General features: G+C 59.5%; 24 protein-coding genes. 10 read left to right on the top strand and 14 right to left on the bottom strand.

The features are described from left to right. Positions 1 to 181: 181 nt before the first annotated feature. Complete coding sequence (locus tag DXT96_RS12885) at positions 182 to 631, top strand: RbsD/FucU family protein (protein ID WP_153515094.1); 450 nt, start codon at positions 182 to 184, stop codon at positions 629 to 631. 4 nt (positions 632 to 635) lie between these two features. Here the strand turns inward: DXT96_RS12885 and DXT96_RS12880 are convergent, their stop codons facing one another. The 5 genes from DXT96_RS12880 to DXT96_RS12860 all read right to left on the bottom strand — a co-directional run bounded on the left by DXT96_RS12880 (position 636) and on the right by DXT96_RS12860 (position 4,308). Beyond that, complete coding sequence (locus DXT96_RS12880; protein WP_149900246.1) at positions 636 to 905, bottom strand: Txe/YoeB family addiction module toxin; 270 nt, start codon at positions 903 to 905, stop codon at positions 636 to 638. Beyond that, a complete protein-coding gene (locus DXT96_RS12875; protein WP_142840208.1) occupies positions 902 to 1,156 on the bottom strand; it encodes a type II toxin-antitoxin system Phd/YefM family antitoxin in 255 nt (84 codons plus the stop codon). Before DXT96_RS12875 ends, DXT96_RS12880 begins: the two co-directional genes overlap by 4 nt. A 136-nt stretch (positions 1,157 to 1,292) precedes the next feature. Further along, a complete protein-coding gene (gene ilvC, locus DXT96_RS12870) occupies positions 1,293 to 2,312 on the bottom strand; it encodes a ketol-acid reductoisomerase (protein WP_149900245.1) in 1,020 nt (339 codons plus the stop codon). A 47-nt stretch (positions 2,313 to 2,359) separates the two neighbouring features. Continuing rightward, complete coding sequence (locus DXT96_RS12865; protein ID WP_110760222.1) at positions 2,360 to 3,013, bottom strand: TetR/AcrR family transcriptional regulator; 654 nt, start codon at positions 3,011 to 3,013, stop codon at positions 2,360 to 2,362. Positions 3,014 to 3,402: 389 nt separating this feature from the next. Next, entirely contained in the window at positions 3,403 to 4,308 is a 906-nt protein-coding gene (locus DXT96_RS12860) for an AraC family transcriptional regulator (protein ID WP_149900244.1), read from the bottom strand. A 192-nt stretch (positions 4,309 to 4,500) separates the two neighbouring features. On the opposite strand from DXT96_RS12860, the gene DXT96_RS12855 reads away from it, so the two are divergent. Next, entirely contained in the window at positions 4,501 to 5,547 is a 1,047-nt protein-coding gene (locus DXT96_RS12855; protein WP_149900243.1) for an NAD(P)-dependent alcohol dehydrogenase, read from the top strand. Between the two features lie 76 nt (positions 5,548 to 5,623). Here DXT96_RS12855 and DXT96_RS12850 read toward each other — a convergent pair whose 3' ends face one another. Then, positions 5,624 to 6,889, bottom strand: a complete 1,266-nt coding sequence (locus tag DXT96_RS12850) for an NAD(P)/FAD-dependent oxidoreductase (protein WP_149900242.1) — start codon at positions 6,887 to 6,889, stop codon at positions 5,624 to 5,626. A gap of 72 nt (positions 6,890 to 6,961) precedes the next feature. Continuing rightward, positions 6,962 to 7,717: a pyridoxine 5'-phosphate synthase gene (locus DXT96_RS12845; RefSeq protein ID WP_149900241.1), complete on the bottom strand. Its 756-nt coding sequence runs from the start codon at positions 7,715 to 7,717 to the stop codon at positions 6,962 to 6,964. 228 nt (positions 7,718 to 7,945) lie between these two features. Between DXT96_RS12845 and DXT96_RS12840 the strand changes: the two genes are divergently transcribed. Beyond that, positions 7,946 to 8,641 carry a MerR family transcriptional regulator gene (locus DXT96_RS12840; RefSeq protein WP_153515093.1) on the top strand — a complete coding sequence of 232 codons (696 nt, stop codon included), beginning with the start codon at positions 7,946 to 7,948 and terminating at the stop codon, positions 8,639 to 8,641. 78 nt (positions 8,642 to 8,719) lie between these two features. Here DXT96_RS12840 and DXT96_RS12835 read toward each other — a convergent pair whose 3' ends face one another. Next, a complete protein-coding gene (locus DXT96_RS12835; protein ID WP_153515092.1) occupies positions 8,720 to 9,847 on the bottom strand; it encodes an ATP-dependent RecD-like DNA helicase in 1,128 nt (375 codons plus the stop codon). A gap of 124 nt (positions 9,848 to 9,971) precedes the next feature. Between DXT96_RS12835 and DXT96_RS12830 the strand changes: the two genes are divergently transcribed. Both DXT96_RS12830 and DXT96_RS12825 read left to right on the top strand, forming a co-directional pair. After that, entirely contained in the window at positions 9,972 to 11,258 is a 1,287-nt protein-coding gene (locus tag DXT96_RS12830; RefSeq protein WP_153515091.1) for an SDR family oxidoreductase, read from the top strand. Beyond that, entirely contained in the window at positions 11,258 to 11,740 is a 483-nt protein-coding gene (locus DXT96_RS12825) for a DUF2269 domain-containing protein (protein WP_153515090.1), read from the top strand. Before DXT96_RS12830 ends, DXT96_RS12825 begins: the two co-directional genes overlap by 1 nt. A 6-nt stretch (positions 11,741 to 11,746) precedes the next feature. Here DXT96_RS12825 and DXT96_RS12820 read toward each other — a convergent pair whose 3' ends face one another. Beyond that, positions 11,747 to 12,229, bottom strand: coding sequence for an SRPBCC family protein (locus DXT96_RS12820; protein WP_153515089.1), 483 nt, complete (start codon positions 12,227 to 12,229; stop codon positions 11,747 to 11,749). Further along, positions 12,226 to 12,588, bottom strand: a complete 363-nt coding sequence (locus DXT96_RS12815) for a helix-turn-helix transcriptional regulator (RefSeq protein WP_153515088.1) — start codon at positions 12,586 to 12,588, stop codon at positions 12,226 to 12,228. The genes DXT96_RS12820 and DXT96_RS12815 overlap by 4 nt, the downstream gene beginning before the upstream one ends. 141 nt (positions 12,589 to 12,729) lie before the next feature. Here DXT96_RS12815 and DXT96_RS12810 point away from each other — a divergent pair, with 141 nt between their 5' ends. From DXT96_RS12810 to DXT96_RS12800, 3 genes are read left to right on the top strand one after another with little or no spacing between them, the layout of a single operon-like run. After that, positions 12,730 to 13,110, top strand: coding sequence for a hypothetical protein (locus DXT96_RS12810; RefSeq protein ID WP_153515087.1), 381 nt, complete (start codon positions 12,730 to 12,732; stop codon positions 13,108 to 13,110). Next, the gene (locus DXT96_RS12805) at positions 13,094 to 13,651 is read left to right on the top strand and encodes an RNA polymerase sigma factor (protein ID WP_194287629.1); all 558 of its coding nucleotides are present in this window, start codon (positions 13,094 to 13,096) and stop codon (positions 13,649 to 13,651) included. The genes DXT96_RS12810 and DXT96_RS12805 overlap by 17 nt, the downstream gene beginning before the upstream one ends. Beyond that, positions 13,648 to 14,436 (top strand): anti-sigma factor, encoded by a 789-nt coding sequence (locus DXT96_RS12800; protein ID WP_153515086.1) that lies wholly within the window; start codon positions 13,648 to 13,650, stop codon positions 14,434 to 14,436. Before DXT96_RS12805 ends, DXT96_RS12800 begins: the two co-directional genes overlap by 4 nt. Before the next feature lie 6 nt (positions 14,437 to 14,442). Here DXT96_RS12800 and DXT96_RS12795 read toward each other — a convergent pair whose 3' ends face one another. Further along, positions 14,443 to 15,036 carry a LysE family translocator gene (locus DXT96_RS12795; protein WP_153515085.1) on the bottom strand — a complete coding sequence of 198 codons (594 nt, stop codon included), beginning with the start codon at positions 15,034 to 15,036 and terminating at the stop codon, positions 14,443 to 14,445. A 163-nt stretch (positions 15,037 to 15,199) separates the two neighbouring features. Here DXT96_RS12795 and DXT96_RS12790 point away from each other — a divergent pair, with 163 nt between their 5' ends. After that, positions 15,200 to 16,045 carry an aldo/keto reductase gene (locus tag DXT96_RS12790; protein WP_153515084.1) on the top strand — a complete coding sequence of 282 codons (846 nt, stop codon included), beginning with the start codon at positions 15,200 to 15,202 and terminating at the stop codon, positions 16,043 to 16,045. Between the two features lie 133 nt (positions 16,046 to 16,178). Here DXT96_RS12790 and DXT96_RS12785 read toward each other — a convergent pair whose 3' ends face one another. Then, entirely contained in the window at positions 16,179 to 16,712 is a 534-nt protein-coding gene (locus DXT96_RS12785) for an SRPBCC family protein (protein WP_153515083.1), read from the bottom strand. Continuing rightward, on the bottom strand, positions 16,705 to 17,073 hold the full coding sequence (locus tag DXT96_RS12780) for a helix-turn-helix transcriptional regulator (protein WP_149900229.1): 369 nt from the start codon (positions 17,071 to 17,073) through the stop codon (positions 16,705 to 16,707). The genes DXT96_RS12785 and DXT96_RS12780 overlap by 8 nt, the downstream gene beginning before the upstream one ends. A 326-nt stretch (positions 17,074 to 17,399) precedes the next feature. On the opposite strand from DXT96_RS12780, the gene DXT96_RS12775 reads away from it, so the two are divergent. Continuing rightward, positions 17,400 to 18,578, top strand: coding sequence for a hypothetical protein (locus DXT96_RS12775; protein WP_153515082.1), 1,179 nt, complete (start codon positions 17,400 to 17,402; stop codon positions 18,576 to 18,578). Between the two features lie 72 nt (positions 18,579 to 18,650). Here the strand turns inward: DXT96_RS12775 and ilvN are convergent, their stop codons facing one another. Then, complete coding sequence (gene ilvN / locus DXT96_RS12770; protein ID WP_003507555.1) at positions 18,651 to 19,223, bottom strand: acetolactate synthase small subunit; 573 nt, start codon at positions 19,221 to 19,223, stop codon at positions 18,651 to 18,653.

The following is a 19,223-nucleotide window of genomic DNA, read 5'->3' as shown; positions in this document are numbered from 1 at the left end:
TGCCTCCCTGCACATTGCCCGCAGCCGACCGGCATTTGGGGCCGCCTTTGGCGAACAAAGCCAAATACACCCTCCCGCAAAGCTTAACAATCTTCCGTTTGCGATTGACGCGGCAAGCTTTTCCGGGTGGATTGCGGGCCACGCCGCGACGCGGCGAAAGCATCCATGGGAGTGAGACGACATGCTGAAAAATATCGACGCGGCGCTGAATGCCGATGTGCTGCATGCGCTGCGCGCCATGGGTCACGGCGATACGCTGGTGATCTCAGATACCAATTTCCCGTCCGATTCGGTTTCCCGTCACACCACGGTCGGCAGGGCGTTACACATCGACAATGTCTCCGCCGCGCGCGCCATGAAAGCCATCCTGTCCGTCCTGCCGCTCGATACGCCGTTGCAGGCCTCGGTCGGCCGTATGGAAGTGATGGGCGCACCCGATCAGCTGGAGCCGGTCCAGGCCGAGGTGCAGAAGGAAATCGACGCGGCCGAGGGGAAGTCCGCTCCTATGTATGGCATCGAACGCTTTGCCTTTTACGAAAAAGCGAAGCAGGCCTATTGCGTCATCACCACTGGCGAGACGCGGTTTTATGGCTGCTTCCTCCTTACGAAGGGCGTCATCCAGCCGAAGTAAGCGGCTACTGGTAATGGAAGCGGCACTGAATAATTTCCAGCTTTTGCTCGCTTCCAGACCCGGACACCCGATAGACAAAGCGATGCTCGCCGGTAATCCGCCGTGACCAGTAACCAGCCATGTCGCCCTTCAAGGGCTCCGGCTTTCCAAGCCCCGAAAAGGGTGTTCGCTTCGCATTTCGAATAAGGTCGTTGATTTTCTCGACCATGCGCGCATCGGTTCTCTGCCAGAACTCATAATCGTCCCATGAACTCGTGGTCCAGACGAGTTTCATTCTTCGGTCGGGTCCCGCTCGACGGTATCACCACGTTCAAGCTCCTGCATGGAAGCACGAAGCCGTGACGCATTTGCAGGGTTGGATAGCAGATGCAACGTTTCCTGCATGCTTTCATATTCCCCTTCTGCAAGAACAACGACCGCCTCTTTGCCTTGCCGCGTGACAAGAAGAGGAGCGCGCGTCTCCAGAACCCGGTCGAAATGGGTCGCGAAGTTCTGACGGAATTCCGTAAATCGCACATTTGCCATGGAAGCTGCCTTTCGGAAATATGTACAGATTTATGTACGTATTTGACGACGAAAGTCAAGGTTACGTAGTTTAGCCCGGAATGAAAAAGCCGGAGCTTTCGCCCCGGCCTCCATATCTTCCACCAAACAATGAAGCTTAGTTGACGGCCTTGTCGACCAGCTTGTTCTTGCCGATCCAGGGCATCATGCCGCGCAGCTTGGCGCCGACTTCTTCGATCTGGTGAGAATCGTTGTTGCGGCGGATACCCTTGAAGCGAGCGCCGCCGGCCTTCCATTCCTGCATCCACTCGGTGGTGAACTTGCCGGTCTGGATGTCGTGCAGAACGCGCTTCATTTCAGCCTTGGTCTCGGCGGTGATGATGCGCGGACCGGTAACGTATTCGCCCCACTCTGCCGTATTGGAGATCGAGTAGTTCATGTTGGCGATGCCGCCTTCATAGATCAGGTCGACGATCAGCTTCACTTCGTGCAGGCACTCGAAATAGGCCATTTCAGGCGCATAACCGCCTTCGACCAGCGTTTCGAAACCGGCGCGGATGAGTTCGACGAGACCGCCGCACAGAACGACCTGTTCGCCGAAGAGGTCGGTTTCGCACTCTTCCTTGAAATTGGTTTCGATGATACCCGAACGGCCGCCGCCAACGCCGCAGGCGTAGGAGAGAGCGAGTTCAAGAGCGTTGCCCGAAGCGTTCTGGTGAACGGCAACGAGGCAGGGAACGCCGCCGCCCTTCTGGTATTCGCCGCGAACCGTGTGGCCGGGGCCCTTCGGTGCGATCATGACGACGTCGAGCGATGCCTTCGGCTCGATGAGGCCGAAGTGAACGTTGAGGCCGTGTGCGAAGGCAATCGCTGCGCCATCACGGATGTTGCCGGCAATGTCGGCCTTGTAGATGTCGGCCTGCAATTCGTCAGGCGTCGCCATCATCAGGAGGTCGCCCCACTTGGCGGCTTCGGCAACGGTCATGACCTTGAAGCCGTCGGCTTCGGCCTTCTTGACGGTCGGCGAGCCGGCCTTGAGCGCAATGACGACGTTCTTGGCGCCGGAATCCTTGAGGTTCAGCGCATGGGCGCGGCCCTGGGAGCCGTAACCAACGATGACGACATTCTTCGCCTTGATGAGATTGAGATCGGCATCACGATCATAATAAACGCGCATTTTATGGTCCTTCCCTGATACTTGTATCTGTTGTCTTAACCGGAACCTTAAGCGACCTTGCCACCCAGTTCCGAATGTACCTTTTCCGTGCCGTAGAGGGTCAGAAAGGCGACGACCGCCTTCTTTGCCCGGGCGGAAAAATCCTTGTCCGGCGCCTCGCCCAGCAGCATGCGCACATGCAAATCCGAAACGATGAGACCGTAAAAACCGCGATATGCCTCTTCGGCATCATCGAAACGCAGGTAGCCGGAACGGCGACCCGCCTCGATCAGTCCACGGGCGCGGCGATCGATCTGGCGACGGCCGCGTTCCAGCAAAAGATCGCCGAGCTTGGAACCGTCACGGCTCGCCTGCCCGATGGCCAGACGGTTGAGCGCCAGCGACACGTCACCCGCGAGCACATCGAGCAGATCATGGGCGAAAACCTCGAGATGATCGGCAAGCTGCGGCGCGGAAACGCGGTCACCCGCCTTCTCGAAAGTGCGGACCTTGCTCTGCTGAAAGGTGATCATCGCCGCCAGCAGGCCGTCCCGGTCGCCGAACCACTTATAGAGGCTTTCCTTGGAACAGTTGGCGGCGCGCGCCAGCCCCGATGTGGTGAGCGCTTTTTCGCCGCCCTCGACCAGAAGACGCAATGCCTGGTCCAGAACAGCGTTCTGGCGCGGCGAAAATTCCTGCGCTGTGATCGGGTCGGAAGCCAAGTCTTTCCACTCCAGGGGCTCGATTAATGTACCGTACGGTACGGTTCGAGCGCCATTTAAGCGGAGGCAGCGTTGCGGTCAAGCGGATTCTTCGGGGGCGAGAAGAATTGGTGCGGTACGGCGTGGTGGGGATGGCGGCGTAGTGGGAATCTTTGGGCGGTTGCGCCTTGGTAGCGGAGCGATGGCGCGTGGGGCTCACCCCCCTCTGCCCTGCCGGGCATCTCCCCCACAAGGGGGAGATCGATATGCCGCTACGCTTCGCCAATCTCGAGGACAGAGAATGAAGCAGGGCCAAAGCTGCTTGCCGATCTCCCTCCTTGTGGGGGAGATGCCCGGCAGGGCAGAGGGGGGTAAGCCCCACGCGCCATCGCTCCGCCATGCATGGACATCTACCCAGCCGCAATCTCGCGCGAAGCGTCGATATCCCGCGACGGCGACAATCCGTAGAAGCGGCTATATTCGCGGCTGAACTGCGACGGGCTCTGGTAACCGACACGATGGCCGGCCGTGCCCGCATCCAGCCGCTCTGCAAGCATCAGCCGGCGTGCCTCATGCAGCCGCAACTGCTTCTGATACTGAACAGGCGTCATGGCCGTGATCGTCTTGAAATGGTGATGGAAAGACGAGACGCTCATGCCGATATGCTCGGCAAGATCCTCGATGCGCAGCTGGCGCGCAAAATTCTCACGCAGCCAGGCGATGGCGCGGGCGATGCGATTGCCCTGGCTGCCGGCGGCGATGATGTTCATCAGCTGCCCGCCGGCTGGTCCGGTCAGGATGCGGTAGAGGATTTCCTGCTCGATCAAGGGCGCCATGGCGGCAATCTCTGCCGGACGATCGAGCAAACGCAACAGACGGATGGCCGCATCCAGAAGCTCCGGCGTGGCGGCATTAACGACGATACCGCGCTGCGCATTCGCGGGCTCCGTCGGCGTATCGATCGGCACGCGACGCATGAGATCGAGCAGCTTCTCGCTGTCGATGGCAAGCGCGATACAGAAATGCGGCGCCTCCCTGCTCGCCTCCACCACCCGCCAGGCGACCGGCAGCTCAAGCGAGGTCAGCAGATAGTCGCCGGCGCCGTAATTGATGGTATCCGTTCCCAATTGAACGCTTTTCGACCCCTGTATCACCATCGCAAGACAGGGACGGTAGCTGCCGTGACACGGCGCGCTTGGCGCGGTGCGCCGGCTGATGCCGAGGGATTCGATGGCCGTCTGCACCTCACCGTCACGGGTGGCATGTCGTGCGGCGATGGAGGCGATCTCCTGATAGACATTGAACGGCAAGGACATGAGGGGAATCCCTTAAGTGAAGGAAGAGACGCGGCAGATGCCACTTATCTAGAAAGCCACCGGACTTCCGCAAAGAGCATGCCCGCATATTTTTTGCAGGATCGTGCAAAAAGCTCGGAGGATCGCTCTAACGCCGCCCCGCACTTCCATTGCATATTCCGCCGTCCCCAACCCCTCGATAAGGATATTCAAATGGCTACTGCAAGAGGTTACGCTGCGACCGACGCGTCGAAGCCGCTTACCCCGTTCACCTTCGAACGTCGCGAGCCGAACGACGACGACGTCGTCATCGACATCAAATATGCCGGCATCTGCCACTCGGACATCCACACCGTCCGTAACGAATGGAAGAATGCCGTCTACCCGATCGTTCCCGGCCATGAGATTGCCGGTGTCGTCAAGGCTGTCGGCTCCAAGGTCACGAAGTTCAAGGTCGGCGACCACGTCGGCGTCGGCTGTTTCGTCGATTCCTGCGTCGGCTGCGCCACCCGCGATCTCGACAATGAACAGTACATGCCCGGTCTTGTCGGAACCTATAACTCCGTCGATAGAGACGGCAAGACCGCCACGCAGGGCGGTTATTCCGACCACATCGTCGTGAGGGAAGACTACGTTCTGTCCATTCCGGACAACCTTCCGCTCGACGCTTCCGCGCCGCTCCTCTGCGCCGGCATCACGCTCTATTCGCCTCTGCACCACTGGAATGCCGGTCCGGGTAAAAAGGTCGCGATCGTCGGCATGGGTGGTCTTGGCCATATGGGCGTCAAGATCGGCTCGGCCATGGGCGCGGATATCACCGTCCTGTCGCAGACGCTGTCCAAGAAGGAAGACGGCCTCAAGCTGGGCGCAAAGGAATATTACGCCACCAGCGACGCTTCGACCTTCGAAAAGCTAGCAGGCACATTCGACCTGATCCTCTGCACCGTTTCGGCTGAAATCGACTGGAACGCCTACCTCAATCTCCTGAAGGTCAACGGTACTATGGTGCTGCTCGGCGTGCCGGAAAATGCGATCCCCGTCCATGCTTTCTCCGTCATTCCGGCACGCCGTTCGCTTGCCGGCTCCATGATCGGCTCGATCAAGGAAACCCAGGAAATGCTCGATTTCTGCGGCAAGCACAACATCGTGTCGGAAATCGAAAAGATCGACATCAAGGATGTCAACGAAGCCTATGAGCGCGTGCTGAAAAGCGACGTGCGCTACCGCTTCGTCATCGATATGGCGTCGCTCGACGCATGATGGGCGTCACGACAACCGACTGAGTGAAAAGGGCGGGAAGCCGATGCTTCCCGCCCTTTGCTTTATCCGCCTGCCCTCAGGCCTCGTCCTTCAGCGTCTCTTTCTGGGTAATCAGCCGCGCGCTGTGCTGGCCGCTCAGATAAATCCACAGCCAGCTCCACGCCACAGCCAGCCGCGAACGCGTTCCGATCAGGAAGTAGATGTGGGCAAGGCCCCAGATCCACCATGCCAGAACGCCCTTGAGCTTGAACCTGCCGAAATCGATCACCGCTGCGCGTTTGCCGATGGTGGCGAGATTGCCCTGGTGGCTGTAGCGGAAGGGTGCAGGCGAAGGTTTGCCGGAGAGCCGGGCCTTGATGACTTTCGCCACATAGGCGCCCTGCTGCTTTGCCGCAGGCGCGATGCCCGGCACCGGTTTGCCGTTTTCCTGATTGACGGCGGCCGTATCGCCAATAACGAAAATATCAGCGTCATCTTCCAGATTGAGGTGAGGTCCGACGATGACACGCCCGGCCCGGTCGGCGGCGGCATCCAGCCATTTAGCAGCGGGAGACGCCTGCACGCCGGCGGCCCAGACAACCGTGCGGCAGGGATAATGGGTCTCGCCCACCGTCACGCCTTCATCACTGCAGGCCGTCACCGGCGTACCGAGCAGAACCTCGACGCCGAGCTTCTCAAGCGCTTCCTTGGCATAAGCAGAAAGATCCTCGGTGAAAACCGGCAGGACGCGGGGGCCGGCCTCGACAAGCAGCACGCGGGTCTTTCGGGTATCCACATTGCGGAATTCCGGCGGCAGCGCCTTGTGGGCCAGTTCGGCGATCATGCCCGCCATTTCCACACCCGTCGGGCCTGCGCCGATGATGACGAAGGTCAGCAGCGCCTGCCGTTCCTCTTCGCTGGTGGCAAGTTCGGCCCGCTCGAAAGCCAGCAGCAGGCGGCGGCGGATTGTCGTCGCATCCTCCAGCGTCTTGAGGCCGGGGGCGGACCGTTCCCACTCGTCGCGGCCGAAATAGGCGTGGCGCGCGCCGGTGGCCAGCACCAGCGTATCGAAACCGATCACCTGGCCCGAACTTAAATGCACGGTCCGCGCCGCCCGGTCTATGCCGGTCACTTCCGCAAGCAGGGTCGTTACCTCCTTGCGGTCGCGGTAAAGATGGCGGATCGGCCAGGCGATTTCGGATGTCGCCAGCGCCGTGGTCGCAACCTGATAAAGCAGGGGCTGGAACAGGTGATGGTTGCGGCGATCGATCAGTGTGATGCGGACAGGGGCTCCCTCCAGCCCGTGTACCAGTTGTAAACCGCCGAAGCCTCCACCCACGACGACAACATGATGTTCTTGCATATGTCTCTGCCTTCAAAAGCTCGCGCACGGAGCATGCGCAAGCCAAAGCATAGGCGAAAAAATTGACTTTGGTTATGAAATAGGCTGACCGCAGGCCTGACAAAAACGCCGGACTGTTTCAGCCATGCCATATTCCAGCGCATCCGCCGTCAATCCGTGGCCGATGGAAACTTCAGCCAGATAAGGAATGCGTTTCATCAGCCTGGGCAGGTTCGCGACAGTCAGGTCATGGCCGGCATTGACGGCAAGCCCGAGTGCCGCAGCATGGTCCGCCGTCTGTCCCAGCTTCTCAAGAAGCGCCTCGCCCTTTTGCGGATCGTCAAAGCAGCCGCCATAGGGGCCGGTGTAAAGCTCGATACGCGCCGCACCCGTTTCAGCCGCCAGTTCCACCGGCTCGCGTTCCCCGTCACCATCGGCAAACAGCGAAACCCGCATACCGCCGGCCTTCAGGCGTCCGACGACTTCCTTCAGGAAAACGTCGTGCTTGCGGAAATCCCAGCCATGGTCCGACGTTGCCTGCGAGGGATCATCCGGCACCAGCGTCACCTGTTCCGGCTGGGTCTTTTCGCAAAGAACGAGAAAATCTTCGGTCGGATACCCTTCTATGTTGAATTCCGCCTTGGGAAAGCTGTCATCAATCAACGCGCGCAGCACCGGCAAGTCTGAAAAGCGGATATGGCGCTGGTCGGGACGAGGGTGTACAGTCAGGCCACTTGCACCCGCAGCGAGTGCCAATTGCCCGAAATGCGCGACATCCGGCCACGGAAGATCGCGACGGTTGCGCAGCATGGCGATTGCGTTCAGATTGACGGAAAGTTTTGCGGGCATGGCATCGGGCTCCGGTTCGGAATCTGCATCCTGTTTCACGCAGGTTGACGCCGACCGCAAGGAGGCCGATAAAATTTTTTGGAATGCGGGAACGAAAAAACACAATACACGTTACGGTTCTTATGTAGCGTTTGGCATGATGTCTTGAGACTGACCGTTGTGGGGGAACAAGCAACGGCGGTCTTTTAAAAACCGGGCACGCTGTCAAAAAGCGAAAAGGGGGAAACGATGCAGGATGGCCGTATGCCGTTTGAACACGGCGACGAGGACAAACCCAATCTAAGGCTCAGCAGCTTTCTACCGGATATAAGCCTGCCGTCCTCCCTGCCCGCAGAACCCGTCCCCATTGCCGATATGGCCAACATCTTCAGAGTAACGCACCGGACCTTGCATTTTTACGAGGAAAAGGCGCTGTTGACCTCAAGGCGCATCGGCCAGATGCGGGTCTACACCCACCGCAACGTCCAGCGCATGGCCGTTATCAATGTCTGTCGCGAAGTGGGCATTTCGGTTGCCGCCATTACCGAGATCATGGAAAAACTCGTCCGCTCGCTCTCACAGGAAGAGGCGGACGACATATTCCACGCCGCGCTGAGACAGCGGAAGAGAGAATTGACCGCCGAGCTTTCCACCCTTCAGCGACAGGCCCAACAGATCGAGGAATTGCTCGTCAGCGATGGCGATACAGACGGCTTCGACGGCGCCGAGCGCGGTCCTGCCAGAGACATTGTCCTCACCGACAGCGAACGAAAATGTCTGGAACTGATGGCGGAGGGTTATGCGCCGGTACGACTCGCCCGCGCCCTTGGCCTTTCGGGCAGCGATCTCAATGCTCTGGAGGCGAAGATCATCGGCAAGTTCAACGCCAGCAACCGCTTTCAGGCGGTCGCCAAGGCAGTGCTGCTGGGCGTCATCCGCGCATAAAAGCATTTGCAGGAAAACTGCGTCGCGGTTTTCCATCCGGACAAGGCGCAGACCGGGAGATAGAGCACATGCTCTATCTCAACGCACGATGGTCAGTGTCTCTGCGGCACGGGTAATGGCGGTGTAAAGCCAGCGTTCGCGCGTGTCGCGGAAGGCATAGCTCTCGTCGAAGAGAACCACATTGTTCCATTGCGAACCCTGCGCCTTGTGCACGGTCAGCGCATATCCGAAATCAAACTCGTCGTAACGCTTGCGGGTGGTCCACGGAATTTCGGTCTCGGCATCCTCAAACGCCGCCTTCAGCAGTTTGATCTTCGCCGCACCGCGATCCATATCGTCGTCTTCCGGCCGGATCATCAGGTTGATGCCCGGTTTCACCGTCTCGCGCGACGAACTCATCACCTGCCAGAGCGAACCGTTCAGCAGGCCCTTGGCCGGATCGTTCCGCAGGCACACCAGCTTGTCGCCGGATTGCGGATAATCGGTCGAAAAGCCCTTCAGTTCGCGAAGCCGCTGATTGTACCGCCGGCGCGTGCGATTGGTGCCGACGAGCACCTGATCGGCCTCCAGCACCAGCGACTGCGTCACCTCCGACTTCGAAATCACCTGCGCCGTGCCGTAGTCGCCGCGCATGATCTCGCGGCCTTCGCGCACATCCATGGCAAGATGAATGATGGGGTTGTCCTTGGCCTGCCGATGGATTTCCGACAGCAGATAGTCCGGCTCCTGCTCGGTGAAGAAACCGCCGCCCGAAATCGGCGGCAACTGACCGGGATCGCCGAGCACGAGGATCGGCGTGCCGAAACTCATCAGATCCTTGCCGAGTTGCTCGTCCACCATCGAACATTCGTCGATGATGATCAGCGCCGCCTTGGCAAGCGGGCTCTGGCGGTTGATGGAAAACATGGGCGCGACCGAGGTCTTGCCGGTTTCCTCGTCTTCCACCGTTTCTTCGCCGCGCGGGCGGTAGATCAGCGAATGGATGGTGCGGGCATTGGTCGCCCCGCGCGAGCGCAGCACCTGCGCCGCTTTGCCGGTGAAGGCCGCAAACAGCACCTCGCCATCGACATTTTCCGCGAAATGTCTGGCAAGCGTCGTCTTGCCCGTTCCGGCATAACCGAACAGCCGGAAAACCGGCGTCCGGCCTTCCTTCAGCCAGCGGGAAACAGCCTTCAGCGCTTCGTCCTGTTGCGGAGAAAATAACATGCGCCCTCATCGCAGGATTCGAGCCTCATGCGCAACAGAAAAAGAACGAAAGATGAATCGATGCGCGAGAATGCGGCAATAAAACACGGCTGGTTTTTAAACCCCGGCCGCTATTATGCCGCGCATGAAGATATTGATTCTCGGCGCGACAGGTTTCATCGGTTCGGAGGTGATGCGTAGCCTTCACGGGCGTGGCCACGCCGTCACCGGACTGGCCCGTTCCGTTGTCCGGGCCATGGACAAATGGCCTTTCGCGAACTGGATATCCGCCGATCTCGCGCGCATGATGCACGCCCCGGATTGGGAGGCGCTGGTCAGCGATCACGACGCCATCGTCAATTGCGCCGGCGCGCTTCAGGATGGTCTTTCGGACGATCTTGCCGCGACACAGGAAAAAGCGATGCTGGCGCTCTACGATGCAGCAACGCAGGCCGGTGGCAGGCTGATGATCCAGATATCGGCCCGCACGGCGGGAGCCGCATCGGACCTGCCCTTCCTCACCACCAAACGCCGTGCCGATGCGGCGCTTGCCGCAAGCGTCCTGCCTTTTGTCTTTCTCCGCCCCGCGCTGGTTGTCGGGCGCAATGCCCATGGCGGCACGGCACTGGTGCGCGCACTTGCGAGCTTTCCCCTCATGCTGCCGCTCGTCAATGGCACGATGCCGGTCCAAACGGTCGCGGTCGAGGATGTGGCGGCGGCCGTCTGTGCGGCGATCGACGGTGAAATTCCACCGAGCAGCGATCTCGAACTCGCCGCCGGGGAAACACTGACATTGCAAGACGTGGTCGCCATGCACCGGCAATGGCTGGGCCTGCGCCCGGCCCCCACCATCAATCTTCCAGCCGCCTTCATGCGTCCCGTAAGCCTCATGGCGGATGCCGCAGGCGCGCTCGGCTGGCGGTCGCCGCTGCGTTCCACCGCCATGACGGTCATGTCGGAAGGCATCGTGACGGAGGGTGAGGTGAGACCGGTGGCGACATCGCTCAGGACATTGAGGCAAACGCTGGCCGCCCACCCTTCCGGCGTGCAGGACCTGCGGTTCGCCCGATTATATCTCCTGAAACCGCTGGTCATTCTGTGCCTATCATTATTCTGGCTGTTGTCCGGCCTCGTCCCGCTGCTGAATATCAACGCAGCGGCGGCACATTTTCTGCCCTTCATGCCGCAGGCACCGGCGGTCACTCTGACGCTCGCCACCTGCCTCATCGATATCGCCCTCGGCGTCACCGTCCTGTTGCGACCGCTCGCCAGAAAAGCGCTCATCGGCATGCTGCTGGTCAGCGCTGCTTACCTTGCCGGCGGCAGCCTGCTGGAACCGGACCTGTGGCTCGATCCGCTTGGCCCCCTCGTCAAGGTTCTGCCTTCGGTCGCCCTGACACTTGTCGCCCTTGCCACGCTGGATGAACGCTGATGACGCTTGAGGAACTTCTGCGGCTCGCCCATGTCATCGGCGCGACGGTGCTGTTCGGCACCGGTGCCGGCATCGCATTCTTCATGGTGATGGCGCGGCGAACGGAAAACCCGGCGCTGATCGCCCATGTGGCGGGCACGGTCGTCGTCGCCGACACCATCTTCACCGCCACGGCGGCGATCATCCAGCCGGTGACCGGTTATTTTCTGGCACGCATCATCGGCTGGCCGCTGACCGAAGGCTGGATCGCCCTTTCGCTCGGCCTTTATGTCTTCACCGGCATTTTCTGGCTGCCGGTGGTGTGGATCCAGATCAAGCTGCGCAATATCGCCCGAGACTGCGCCGCCACGGGACAGGCCTTGCCGGCGCAATGGTTCCGCCTTTACCGCATCTGGTTCGCCTGCGGTTTCCCCGCCTTCTTCGCGGTTGTCGGCATCATCTGGCTGATGCTCACCAAGCCAGATATCCCCCTGTTCGGCTGACGCGCGTTAATTGACCGCCTGCTTCTCGACAAGCTCAGCCAGTTGCCCGGCAACCGTGTTCCAGCCGTCAAAGAAACCCATCTCCGCATGCTTATCGCGATCTACAGGGTTTCGGTGCATGGCATAGGCCACATATTCCATACCCTCCGGGTGATCACGGAACGTCATCACGGCGGTGAGGAACGGACGGGCGGAGGGACGAAAGCCGGAGGTCAGCGCATCTGTAAAAACCAGACGCTCGCCATCATCCACCGCCAGAAAACATCCGCTGATATGGTCGCCGAATGCCGTGCCGTCCTCACTGTAGCGTGTCTCGAACGCGCCGCCGGGGTGAAGCTCCATTTTCTCGACGCGGCATTGACCGGGATGCGGCACCCACCATTGTTCGAGCCTGCTCTTATCGACCCATGCATTCCAGACGAGCTGTCGCGGCGCCCTTATGATGCGTGAAATCTTGAGGTCGAGATCGGGATTGAAAGTCTCGGTCATGTGTCATTCTCCCGTTTGCGTGTGGCCGCCATATCTTTTTGCGCCATGACGAATTGCTCAAGCCTGTCCGTGCGGCCTTCCCAGATGGCGCGCTGTTGCGACAACCAGCCATCGAGCATGGAAAATCGCTGTTTTTCCAGCGAGCAGAACCGCACCCGGCCCTGCTTGCGGGTGACGATCAGCCCCGCCTCCTCCAGCTGGCGGATATGTTTCATAAACGACGGCAGGGCCATATCGAAAGGTTCTGCCAGCATGCCGATGCTTGCTTCCCCGCCGCCAAGCCTCAAAATCACCGCCCTGCGGGTGGGATCGGCAAGAGACTGGAAGATGTCGTCGAGCGCATCTGAATAGTTTTCCATAAGGCTAACTATCACGACAAAACACTTAGCTCAATGGGTAAGTTTAAAAATCACAAAAATCGTCCACGGCAGGGAATAAACCGGCAGGCTGCGGTGTCTCTTGATCTGTTGGCGGCAAAGCCCGCCCGAACCAAGGAGGATATGTCCATGAAAATCCGCTTTATCGTTCCCGCCCTCGTTCTGGCTTTCGCCGGAACGGCCTATGCGGCCCCGGCGGTCGAAACGGTCAAGACCGACAAAGGCAATGTACTTGCCGGCGAAAAAGGCATGACGCTCTACACTTTCAAGAACGACAAGAAGGGCGTATCCAATTGTTATGACAAATGCGCGGTGAACTGGCCGCCGTTTTTCGCAGCCACTGGCGCCAAGGCCGAGGGGGCCTATACGACCGTGACGCGCAAGGATGGCAAGATGCAATGGGCAAAGGACGGCATGCCGCTCTACTATTGGGTCAAGGACATGAAAAAAGGCGACGCCACCGGCGACGGTATGAACGGTGTATGGGATGCCGCAAAACCCTGATGGCATGAATGGCAAAACGCGGGGGAGCCACTCCCCCGCAGCCGGCGCCTTCGAGGCGGAGGTGCTGGCCCTGATACCCATGCTGCGACGGTATTCCCGCAGCCTTTCCCGCTCGGATGCGGATGGCGAAGACCTTTTGCAGGACTGCGTGGAAAAAGCGCTGATCAATAAAAGGCAATGGCGCGGAACGGGTTTGAAATCATGGGCTTACACGATAATGACGAATCTTTATCGTAACCGCCACCGTGCCGAGAAACGTCACCCGTCCGAAAGCCTCGATGGCCACGAAACCATTGCCGTCACCGATCAGCTTTCCGACACGCTGGAAAACGACCGGCTGCACGGCGCGCTCGCACTTCTTTCGCCCGATATGCGGGCCGTGCTGATGCTGGTGACGGTGGAAGGTTACAGCTATCAGGAGGCGGCGCAGACATTGACGATCCCCGTCGGCACCGTCATGTCCAGACTGTCCCGCGCCCGCGAAACCCTTCGCCAGCATCTGGCGGCGGATAATATCATTCCCCTGCGGAGACCACGATGAAACGGCCCGATGCCATAACCGAAGACGATCTGCATGCCTATGTCGACGGACTTCTTTCCGACGACAACCGTGCGGCTGTCGAGGCGTGGCTGGCGGAACGGCCGGAAGAGCGTGCCCGTGTGGAGGACTGGAAAAAACAGGCCGATAGTCTGCGAAACGCCTTCGCCTCCTATGCCGCCGCGCATCCGCACGACGCATCGATGCTGAGCCCCCAAAAGCCGGATCGCCCATGGCGGCTGAAACCGGCTCTGGCGAAAATAGCGGCTGCCCTCGTGATCTTCGTGGCGGGCGCCGCAGCCGGCAGGCTTCTGCCGCCGTCTGTCCCCACGCCGCAGGATGTGGTTCTGGCATCGCTGCCGACGGATATTCCCGCACAGGCGAAATCCGCCTACCTCATCTATGCGAGCGAGGTGCGCCACCCCGTCGAAGTCGGCGCAGGCGAGCAGAAGCATCTCGCGACATGGCTCGGCAAGCGGCTCGGTTATCCCTTCGCCATACCCGACCTTTCCAAGATCGGATATGACCTCGTCGGTGGGCGTCTCATCCCCGTCAGCGGCAAGCCGGGCGCAATGCTGATGTATCAGGACAAGACCGGCAAACGCGTGACGGTGCTGATTGGTCATAACGAGGAAAACCGCACCACCAGTTTCCGCATGGCGAGCGCCGACGGCATCGAGACTTTCTACTGGATAGACAACGAACTGGGCTATGCCGTTTCCGCCGAACTGACGCGCGACGAAGTGCAGAAGATTGCCGAGGAATGTTATCGGCAATTCCCGACGTAAAGGCTGTTATTTCAGCATCGGCCAGAGGCTGATGACGAGCAGCACGGCCATGGTGATGTTGAACCATTTGAGCCGGACCGGCACGGACAGCCAGTCGCGCAGCGCAGAGCCGAAGCCCGCCCAGGTCGAAACGCTGGGAAGATTGACGGCGGCGAAGGCCACGCCGACGACCAGAACGGTGACGAAATATTGCGCCTCGTTGGTATAGGTCGCCATTGCCGTCACCGCCATCACCCAGGCCTTCGGATTGACCCATTGAAAGGCAGCGGCGGCAAGGAAGCTCATCGGCTGCGATGCGGCCGTCCCCTCGTTCAGGCTGCGGGAAGTACCGATCTTCCACGCGATCCAGACGAGATACAGCCCGCCCGCAAATTTCAGCCCGGTGTAAAGCGCCGGCACCGAATGCAGCACCGCACCTAGACCGAAACCGACACCGATCAGCAGCGAAAAGAACCCCACGCCGATGCCCAGCATATGCGGGATGGTGCGGCGGAACCCAAAATTCACGCCAGAGGTAAACAGCATCATATTGTTTGGGCCGGGCGTGATGGAGGTGGTGAAGGCAAACAACACCAGTGCAGCGAAGGTTTCAACGGTCATGATTTCTCCTGTGAAAGAGACCCTACCCACCCGACCACTATCAAACCAGCCCGGCAAGCCGATGGCCGGGGTCAATTTTTTTGATGGATCGATCCCACCCGTGCCGGGTTTGAGAAGTCAGCACAAAGGGCTATTCTCCCCCGACAACCGCTGGAGCGAAACAATGTATGACGACATTCCTTCCGTTACCCTGCCATCTCGAAAAGAGGTTCCAGCCCTTGGCCTCGGCACCTGGAACATGGGAGAAAACAGATCGTCCGCGTCTCAGGAGATCGACAGCATCCGCAAGGCGATCGATCTCGGCATGACGCTGATCGATACCGCCGAGATGTATGCCGATGGCCGATCCGAAGAGGTGGTCGGCACGGCAATTGCCGGCCATCGTGACGACGTGTTTCTGGTCAGCAAGGTCTATCCGTGGAACGCTAGCGCCAAAGGCACGGTGGAGGCCTGCGAGCGCAGCCTTGCAAGGCTCGGCACCGATCATATCGACCTCTATCTGCTGCACTGGCGTGGCGAACACCCGCTGAACGAAACGGTGGCGGCTTTCGAAAGATTGAAGAGCGACGGCAAGATCGGCAACTGGGGCGTCTCCAATTTCGATACCGACGACATGGAAGAGCTTTTCGCGGTGCCAGATGGCAAAAACTGCGCCGCCAATCAGGTCCTCTACAACCTGTCGCGGCGCGGCCCCGAGTTCTCGCTGCTGCCCTGGTGCCAAGAGCGCGGTGTACCGCTGATGGCCTACTCCCCCATCGAGCAGGGCCGCATCCTGAAGAACCACGAACTCATCCGCATCGCCAAGGCCTATCAGGCGACCCCGGCGCAACTGGCGCTGGCCTTTCTGCTGGAAAGAGACGGCGTCATCGCCATCCCGAAATCCGCCAGCGCCTCCCGTGTGGAAGAAAACCGCGGTGCGACCGATCTTGAAATAAGTGACGAAGACTGGACCGCTCTCGATGCCGCCTTCCCGTTGCCAACGCGAAAGACGGCACTGGAAATGCTCTGATGGAGCAAGGGGTTAAGAGACATTTCGGAATCGGGCGCTGAGGCGGTTGAATCAGAAGGTGAGAGCCGGAGCTACCGCGCTAAGCCTCCCTTTGAACGGCGCGGACCAGCCGCGCCGTCAGGCTTGACGCATTTTATGAAGTTATGCGCTGCTCATACTCTTTTCTCAGTTTCAGCCATGCATCCCAGAAGGGGCCGGGCTCCTTTTCCTGAAGGCGGTCCGCAAGAATATCGAGATGCGCGTGCCAGCCGGAACTGACATCGAGCTTGCTCTTCCGATCCGAAAGCCGACGATGAATCAGCGTCAGAAGCACATCCCTGCCGAGGGACTGGAGTTCGATCGACACCTCCCCGCCTTCGCCCCAGCTGAAGACAAGGCGATGCGGCGGAACGACGGTAATGATGCGGGACGCCATCTTTTCCTCTTCGGAAAAGCCCTCCGGCCGGCGACCCGGCGGATTGGAAAGCTCGTCATTGCGCCAGACCAGTTCGAATGGCGCGTCGGGCGCCAGCCGCATTTCGCCTGATGCCAGCCAGCGGCGACGAAGATCGCTTTGGGTCAGATAGGCCCACACCCGCTCAATCGGTCCCGGCAACAGCCGTTCGATCTTCAGGGTCGCAGGCTCCACGAGCCGGCCATAGATGTCGGGTATTGCGATATCAGCCATTGTCATTTCCTCCATTTGCAGGGGTTTTCCCCTGCTCATCCTCCCGGAGCATTTGCTCAAGAATATCGAGACGGCTGTTCCAGAACTGCCGGTAGAAGCCCAGCCATTCATGCGCCTGCGCCAGAGGTTCGGGCGCAAGTCGGCACACATGGGTGCGCCCCTTCACCTCACGGCGGATAAGCCCGGCATTCTCAAGCGCTTTGATGTGCTTGGAGGCTGCGGCGAGCGAAATGTCGAACGGCTCGGCCAACTGGCTTACCGTTCGTTCGCCAAAAGAAAGGTCCCGCAGCATCGTGCGCCGCGTCGCGTCGCCGAGAGCATGAAAGACAGTGTCGAGTTGTGGAACAGATAATTCAACCATGTTGTTGAATATAGCTCACCGACCCAGAAAGTCAACCATATGGTTGAATATAAATCCATCAACCGAAGGCGCGCTGGGATGGCTGCGACAAACCGCAGGCCGAACGGCTGACAGCGGCGGATCGAGCTTTCGGAGCGGAACCGGATTTGGAGAAACTCCAATGCCCGACGGGCTGTCTTTGAAATGTAGACACCAAGGCACGAAGAAAGAAATATACGCACGACATATATAAATATACAATAATGCTAATAATCTTAATCACAGACAAATAAAAAATGTTACATTGATTAAATTGCGTGAGTTCTATTTACGAGAGCGCAACCCGGATGCGTGATGATACTGGCATATTCATCGGGATCACCATTATTATGATCGGGAAATATACCAACCAGATGCAGGCAGCCATCCTTTTGGAAGGCAACATCCCCTCCTCGCCATTACCGGATCTGGTCAAGCAGTTCCAGACCGTGTTCAATCGGCTCGGCATTCCCCTGACATGCCCCGGAATGTCTTCGTCCTATGTACAGATGTTCGGGCCGAACGATCTTCAGGTCACCGTCGAGTTCATAACCGGGCCGGCAGATCATGGCGTTTTCGCTGGCACGCTCGGCTCACCAATCTCAACCATGCTGGTGCCCGATGCCGCAGAACGGATCCGGCGCCACAAATCCCATCTGCTTGTCTATGTACAGCACGATGTATTTGGCGGCGTGATCCGGGAAAAAGGTATTTCGAGCCTGTTCGACGAACTCGGCATGCACCAACCCGGCCATTCGCTTGCCGAGTTTCTCGAGCGGATCAAAGTCCTGTCAATTGCCTGCGAAACGATCTGCACAGGCATGCGGGCAAGCCTGATCCACTGGACCCAGAGCAACATGGTGTTTTCGCCCGACAATTTCACGACATTGGTGGGAGAGCCTATCGGCCCGCTGACGGTTCATCCCTGCATTTACGGTGAGGAGCCGCCCCGGGGAACGACGGGGCAATATGTCGGCATTCACACCTTGGGGGCGGCAGACTATATCGGGCGGGAAATCCATGTGGAAGCCGCTCCCGTTTCATGGCCCGAACTGTATGAAGGCGCGCTCACTTTCATCAAAATTGCCACCCAGAAAAACGGATATATCATCCCCGATGGCGACATCTTCGGGATAGAAGACGACTCCGTTTCCTACCGGGTTCGCCATGTCGAAGCGAACACCGAAGAAGGCATGCCGGATTGCTATCAGCTAACCCTTCGCTACTCTCGTCAACATGGCTATATGGCGCAGGATCTCGAACGCCGGCTCACGGTCCCGGGTGGCGTCAACGGCGTTGAACGACTGATCGGCACGGCGACGCCGGAAGCCCGAGCCAGGCTTCGCAAAATGCGCGAAAGCGAGGCGTTGGCCGAAGGTACCGGCGGCCGTCTCGTCGTGACGCGTCCTGCGGATGACCCGCCGCAAAACCCAGGCAGGACCGGAAACGCACGCATCATTCCCTTTGGAAAACGCACCGGACGGTAGCTAGGAAAACGACAAGCCCGCGACGTAGCGCGGGCTTGGATAATTCCGAGGCATTTGCCTGACGTGCGGAGATTACATCCCCTGCGAACCGCGGTTCATCGCGGCAATCCCCGTGCGGCAGATCTCGATCAGGCCGAGTGGCTTGATGATGGCGACGAACTGGTCGATCTTCGATGACTTTCCGGTGATTTCGAAGATGAAATGCTCGACAGTCGCATCCACCACCTTGGCCTGAAACGCATCGGCAAGGCGCAGCGCTTCAGCGCGAACTTCGCCCGTGCCTGCGACCTTGATCAGCGCCACTTCGCGCTCTATCGGCCGTTCCTGCCCCAGTTCGCGGGCGCGAACGGTGAGATCGAGAACCCGGTGCACCGGCACGATACGCTCCAGCTGCGCCTTGATCTGCTCCAGCACGATCGGCGTGCCGCGCGTGACGATGGTGATGCGCGACAGATGCGCCTCATGCTCGGTTTCCGAAACCGTCAGGCTTTCGATATTGTAGCCCCGGCCGGAAAACAGGCCGATGACCCGGGCGAGAACGCCCGGCTCGTTGCTGACGAGAACCGACAGCGTGTGATTTTCGACGGCAGCCGTTTCCTTCTGAATGAAATAGGCGGAGCCGGTGGGTTGTAGGTGTGCGTTCAT

Source organism: Agrobacterium sp. ICMP 6402 (assembly GCF_009498615.1).
GTDB lineage: Bacteria > Pseudomonadota > Alphaproteobacteria > Rhizobiales > Rhizobiaceae > Agrobacterium > Agrobacterium burrii.
Note: the sequence above shows the minus strand (reverse complement) of the source record. Positions and strands in the feature narration are given on the sequence as shown.

What these genes read in the sequence shown, in the direction of transcription:
- DXT96_RS12790 (WP_153515084.1), top strand. Translation starts at nt 15,200, where the DNA reads ATGTATGACGACATTCCTTCCGTTACCCTGCCATCTCGAAAAGAGGTT.
- DXT96_RS12850 (WP_149900242.1), bottom strand. Translation starts at nt 6,889, where the DNA reads ATGCAAGAACATCATGTTGTCGTCGTGGGTGGAGGCTTCGGCGGTTTA.
- DXT96_RS12785 (WP_153515083.1), bottom strand. Translation starts at nt 16,712, where the DNA reads ATGGCTGATATCGCAATACCCGACATCTATGGCCGGCTCGTGGAGCCT.
- DXT96_RS12775 (WP_153515082.1), top strand. Translation starts at nt 17,400, where the DNA reads ATGCGTGATGATACTGGCATATTCATCGGGATCACCATTATTATGATC.
- DXT96_RS12795 (WP_153515085.1), bottom strand. Translation starts at nt 15,036, where the DNA reads ATGACCGTTGAAACCTTCGCTGCACTGGTGTTGTTTGCCTTCACCACC.
- DXT96_RS12780 (WP_149900229.1), bottom strand. Translation starts at nt 17,073, where the DNA reads ATGGTTGAATTATCTGTTCCACAACTCGACACTGTCTTTCATGCTCTC.
- DXT96_RS12805 (WP_194287629.1), top strand. Translation starts at nt 13,094, where the DNA reads ATGCCGCAAAACCCTGATGGCATGAATGGCAAAACGCGGGGGAGCCAC.
- DXT96_RS12830 (WP_153515091.1), top strand. Translation starts at nt 9,972, where the DNA reads ATGAAGATATTGATTCTCGGCGCGACAGGTTTCATCGGTTCGGAGGTG.
- DXT96_RS12845 (WP_149900241.1), bottom strand. Translation starts at nt 7,717, where the DNA reads ATGCCCGCAAAACTTTCCGTCAATCTGAACGCAATCGCCATGCTGCGC.
- DXT96_RS12875 (WP_142840208.1), bottom strand. Translation starts at nt 1,156, where the DNA reads ATGGCAAATGTGCGATTTACGGAATTCCGTCAGAACTTCGCGACCCAT.
- DXT96_RS12815 (WP_153515088.1), bottom strand. Translation starts at nt 12,588, where the DNA reads ATGGAAAACTATTCAGATGCGCTCGACGACATCTTCCAGTCTCTTGCC.
- DXT96_RS12800 (WP_153515086.1), top strand. Translation starts at nt 13,648, where the DNA reads ATGAAACGGCCCGATGCCATAACCGAAGACGATCTGCATGCCTATGTC.
- DXT96_RS12810 (WP_153515087.1), top strand. Translation starts at nt 12,730, where the DNA reads ATGTCCATGAAAATCCGCTTTATCGTTCCCGCCCTCGTTCTGGCTTTC.
- DXT96_RS12885 (WP_153515094.1), top strand. Translation starts at nt 182, where the DNA reads ATGCTGAAAAATATCGACGCGGCGCTGAATGCCGATGTGCTGCATGCG.
- DXT96_RS12860 (WP_149900244.1), bottom strand. Translation starts at nt 4,308, where the DNA reads ATGTCCTTGCCGTTCAATGTCTATCAGGAGATCGCCTCCATCGCCGCA.
- ilvN (WP_003507555.1), bottom strand. Translation starts at nt 19,223, where the DNA reads ATGAACGCACACCTACAACCCACCGGCTCCGCCTATTTCATTCAGAAG.
- ilvC (WP_149900245.1), bottom strand. Translation starts at nt 2,312, where the DNA reads ATGCGCGTTTATTATGATCGTGATGCCGATCTCAATCTCATCAAGGCG.
- DXT96_RS12825 (WP_153515090.1), top strand. Translation starts at nt 11,258, where the DNA reads ATGACGCTTGAGGAACTTCTGCGGCTCGCCCATGTCATCGGCGCGACG.
- DXT96_RS12835 (WP_153515092.1), bottom strand. Translation starts at nt 9,847, where the DNA reads ATGTTATTTTCTCCGCAACAGGACGAAGCGCTGAAGGCTGTTTCCCGC.
- DXT96_RS12855 (WP_149900243.1), top strand. Translation starts at nt 4,501, where the DNA reads ATGGCTACTGCAAGAGGTTACGCTGCGACCGACGCGTCGAAGCCGCTT.
- DXT96_RS12880 (WP_149900246.1), bottom strand. Translation starts at nt 905, where the DNA reads ATGAAACTCGTCTGGACCACGAGTTCATGGGACGATTATGAGTTCTGG.
- DXT96_RS12840 (WP_153515093.1), top strand. Translation starts at nt 7,946, where the DNA reads ATGCAGGATGGCCGTATGCCGTTTGAACACGGCGACGAGGACAAACCC.
- DXT96_RS12820 (WP_153515089.1), bottom strand. Translation starts at nt 12,229, where the DNA reads ATGACCGAGACTTTCAATCCCGATCTCGACCTCAAGATTTCACGCATC.